Origin of the sequence: Flavobacterium sp. (assembly GCF_032153895.1) — a bacterium.
Taxonomy (GTDB): Bacteria; Bacteroidota; Bacteroidia; order Flavobacteriales; family Flavobacteriaceae; genus Flavobacterium.
On the sequence record NZ_JALDYN010000057.1, the window covers coordinates 1 to 4,102 of the forward strand.

Genomic DNA, 4,102 nt, shown 5'->3' on the forward strand with positions numbered 1-4,102 from the left:
TTATCGCTTTTGTTCTTCGTATTTTTAGTACTTTTAAGACATCATTAATCAACACAACACTTATGAAAATTACATTTTACGGTCATGCTTGTTTAGGTATTGAGGTAAGCGGAAAACATATTTTGGTAGATCCGTTTATCAGCGGAAATCCTTTGGCTTCGCACATCGATATCAATTCGTTAAAAGCGGATTATATTTTGGTTACGCACGCCCATCAGGACCACGTTTTGGATGTGGAAACCATCGCCAGAAGAACCAATGCAGTCATTGTTTCCAACTACGAAATTGCGACGCATTACGGCAATAAAAAACTGAATTATCATCCGATGAACCACGGCGGAAGCTGGAAATTCGATTTCGGCACCGTAAAATATGTAAACGCCATCCACACCAGTTCTTTTGCTGACGGAACTTACGGCGGAAACCCAGGCGGATTCGTTATTGAAGGTGAACACAAAAACATCTACATCGCCGGCGACACTGCGTTAACAATGGATATGAAATTGATTCCGATGCGTACGAAATTGGATTTGGCTATTCTTCCAATCGGCAGTAATTTCACGATGGATGTAGACGATGCCATCATCGCTTCCGACTTTTTAGATTGCGATAAAATCCTTGGTTATCACTACGATACGTTCGGTTTTATTGAAATCAACCACGAAGAAGCCATTAAAAAATTCTTCGATAAAGGCAAAGATTTGATGCTTTTGGAGATAGGAAGTTCAATTGATTTATAGTTTTAGGAGCTAATAGGCAGTGTGTTTTTGTTAACCATGTTCCCGCTTTCCGCTAAATCTTTTCGGTGACTTCGAGAGCCTCAGCCACCGAAAAGGATATCGCTTCAATCGGGGCTAGGAGAGCAGCCACTTTTGTGTCAGTAAGTTATGATAAAAGCCAGTTATAAAAAATATATTCTCAATTTCAAACGGCCGTCCGGTACTTCTCGCGGGATTTTGACCGAAAAAGAAACCTGGTTTATTCTTTTAGAGCAAAACGGCAAAAAAGGAATAGGCGAGTGCGGCATTTTACGAACCTTAAGCATTGACGACCGCCCTGATTACGAGAAAAAACTAAAATGGACTTGTGATAACATTCATTTAGGAAAAGATTTTCTTTGGAAAGCTTTACTGGAATTTCCGTCCATTCAGTTTGGAGTTGAACAGGCTTTCTTATCGTTAGAAGGTGAAAACCCATTTGAATTGTTTCCTTCAGAATTCACTTTAGGTAAACAAAGTATTCCCATTAACGGCCTAGTTTGGATGGGAGACGAAGCGTTTATGAAAACCCAAATCGAAGAAAAATTAGCTTCGGGTTTCAATTGCATCAAATTAAAAATAGGCGCGATTGATTTTCTGCAAGAACTCGATTTATTGCAATCCATCCGAACTCATTTCGACGAAAAAACTATCGAAATCCGTGTCGATGCGAATGGAGCTTTTTCACCTAAAGAAGCATTGTCAAAACTCAGAAAATTATCTGAATTCAAACTTCATAGTATCGAACAACCCATAAAAGCCGGAAATTGGTCTGAAATGGCAGAATTGTGTCAAAAAACTCCCTTTCCAATCGCTCTAGACGAAGAATTAATCGGGATCTTCACTTATGAAGAGAAAGAACGATTGCTGCAAACCATTAAACCACAATATATTATTCTAAAACCAAGTTTGGTTGGCGGTTTCAAAGGTTCTCAAGAATGGATTACTTTAGCCGAAAAATACAAAATCGGTTGGTGGATTACCTCTGCTTTGGAATCCAACATCGGTCTAAATGCCATTGCGCAATGGACTTTTACGTTACAAAACCCGATGCCCCAAGGTTTAGGAACCGGAGCACTTTACACCAATAACTTTGATTGTCCTTTGGAAGTTAGAAAAGGGAAATTGAATTATTTATCTGAAAATCAATGGAATACTTCAGGATTGATGTTTTAAAACACTAAAGCTGCTTTACGCGGCTTTTTTTATTCCTTTTATCGAAAATCACTTATTAAAATTAAGTTAAGCCAAATGTTAATTTTAAATTTGATGATGGTTTAGAGCTACCACTTCATTTAAACCATTCCAAAATCACATTTCAATACAAATATTACTTCTTCATCAGGCTGATGGAAATGCTATTTTCTGCTAAGTCATAAATGGAGGAATAACATATTTCATAGTAATAATAACCAATACCTTGTAAAGTATGAAGTCGATAACTACTGTTAAGGTTAGATATTGGAATACAGTTATTTTAATATCTTTAGTTTTGTTTAGTTCGTTCTCATTTGGACAAGATCCTGAGCCAGAACCTGAGCCAACTGGACCAACAATTGAAACGGATAAGCCAGATTATCAACCTGGTGAATATGTTGTGATTACAGGAACGGGATGGCAACCGGGTGAAACGGTCTCGTTAGATTTTCATGAAGATCCGGTACCTTCCACGTGTTTATTACCGCACGATATGGTTGCTGTAGCTGATGAATTTGGAAATATTTATAACAACCAGTTTTTAGTCAAACTCAACCATCTTGGGGTCACATTTACTTTGACTGCAACCGGGCAATCATCTGGGTTTACTGCACAGACAATTTTTACGGATGCCATACAGTTATGGTCTAACCCGATTACTGGTAGCAACCCAAATACGGCAAATCCATATACAGCTGGGCAGATTGTAAGTTCATTCATAACGGTTTCGGGTATTGGTAGAGGTAGCGGTATAAATGGTGCAAATGCTACAGACAGGTATAGTGCTGATAATTGGACAACTAGTGGCTCCTTAAATACATCAGACTATTTTTACTTTATTTTAACGCCAAACCCTGGTTACCATATTCGATTCTCTAATTTTGTTTATACGGCACAAGCCTCAGGGTCTGGTCCAGATAATTTTGAATTCAGATCCAATGCAAATGGAAATAATTTTGTAACAGACATAGGCAATCCAGATGATAACGGTGAAACAATCTCTTTATCAGCAAGTCAGTTTCAAAATAAAACAACTGCAACCGAGTTTAGACTTTATGGATTTGATGCCAACAGTAGTAATGGAACTTTTAGTGTTAATAGTTTTGTTTTTAATGGGGCTGTTTTAGGTAGGAATGTGTCTTCACTTTCTGGTTTTGTTACTTGTAATAATGCACCGAGTTCAGCTCAATTTTTTATTGTTAGTGGAGAAGGCTTGACTCCTAGTTCAACGGTTGTAATTGCTCCCTCAGCAAATTTTGAAGTTTCAGTTACTTCTGCAATTGCTGGTTTTCAAGGTTCAGGAAGTGTTACTTTACCAACTAATGCTTTAGGTGCAGTAAACGGTACAGTTTGGGTAAGGATTAAAACCAATTCACCTGTCGGAAGCCTTTCATCTCAGAATATAAATATTTCTGGAGCTGGATTTTTAGTTGCCGATGGTATTAATGTTTCGGTTTCAGGTACTGTTAACCAGATTGTAGGTGTGACTACGCATCCGCAAAACGCAACAATAACTTATGGTGCCAATACAGGATTCTCAGTAGTAGCATCCGGAACGGGACCTTTTACATATCAATGGCAAGTAGATGCAACTGGAACGGGAAGTTCATTTACTAATTTGAGTTTAACAGGAATTTATGCTAATACCGACGCAAGCGAAGCTACTTTAGAGATAGTAACTCCATCGGCAAGTATGAATGGATATAAATACAGAGTAATAGTTTCCGGAACTTGCTCACCGCCAGCTACTAGTAATCCGGCTAATTTAGTAGTTAATAAAGCTAATGCCACCATCGTGGTGAACGGTTACTCGGGAGTTTATGACGGATTAGCCCACGGCGCAACAGGTTCAGCTAGTGGCGTGATGAGTGAAGATTTAAGCTCCGGCTTGGATTTAGGCATGAGCTTCACGGATGTTCCGGGCGGCGTAGCCAATTGGACTTTCAGTGGCGGTACGAATTACAACGACGATAGTGGTTCTGTCAACATCGATATCAGTAAAGCCAATGCAATGATTGTAGTTAATGGTTATACCGGCGTTTATGACGGAGCAGCCCACGGTGCGACAGGTTCAGCCAGTGGTGTGATGAGCGAAGATTTAAGCTCCGGCTTGGATTTAGGCATGAGCTTCACGGATGTTCCGGGCG

Annotated in this window: 3 protein-coding genes; all 3 read left to right on the forward strand. The window is 39.3% G+C overall.

Going from position 1 to position 4,102, the window contains the following annotated elements; translation table 11 throughout:
- Window positions 1–62 precede the first annotated feature (62 nt).
- Window positions 63–740: a metal-dependent hydrolase gene (locus tag RUH60_RS11490; RefSeq protein ID WP_313808441.1), complete on the forward strand. Its 678-nt coding sequence runs from the start codon at window positions 63–65 to the stop codon at window positions 738–740.
- A 150-nt stretch (window positions 741–890) separates the two neighbouring features.
- A complete protein-coding gene (locus tag RUH60_RS11495; RefSeq protein ID WP_313808443.1) occupies window positions 891–1,934 on the forward strand; it encodes an o-succinylbenzoate synthase in 1,044 nt (347 codons plus the stop codon).
- A 253-nt stretch (window positions 1,935–2,187) separates the two neighbouring features.
- The coding region (locus tag RUH60_RS11500; RefSeq protein ID WP_313808439.1) for a hypothetical protein at window positions 2,188–4,102 on the forward strand (1,915 nt) is incomplete at its 3' end.

What these genes read in the sequence shown, in the direction of transcription:
- RUH60_RS11490 (WP_313808441.1), top strand. Translation starts at nt 63, where the DNA reads ATGAAAATTACATTTTACGGTCATGCTTGTTTAGGTATTGAGGTAAGC.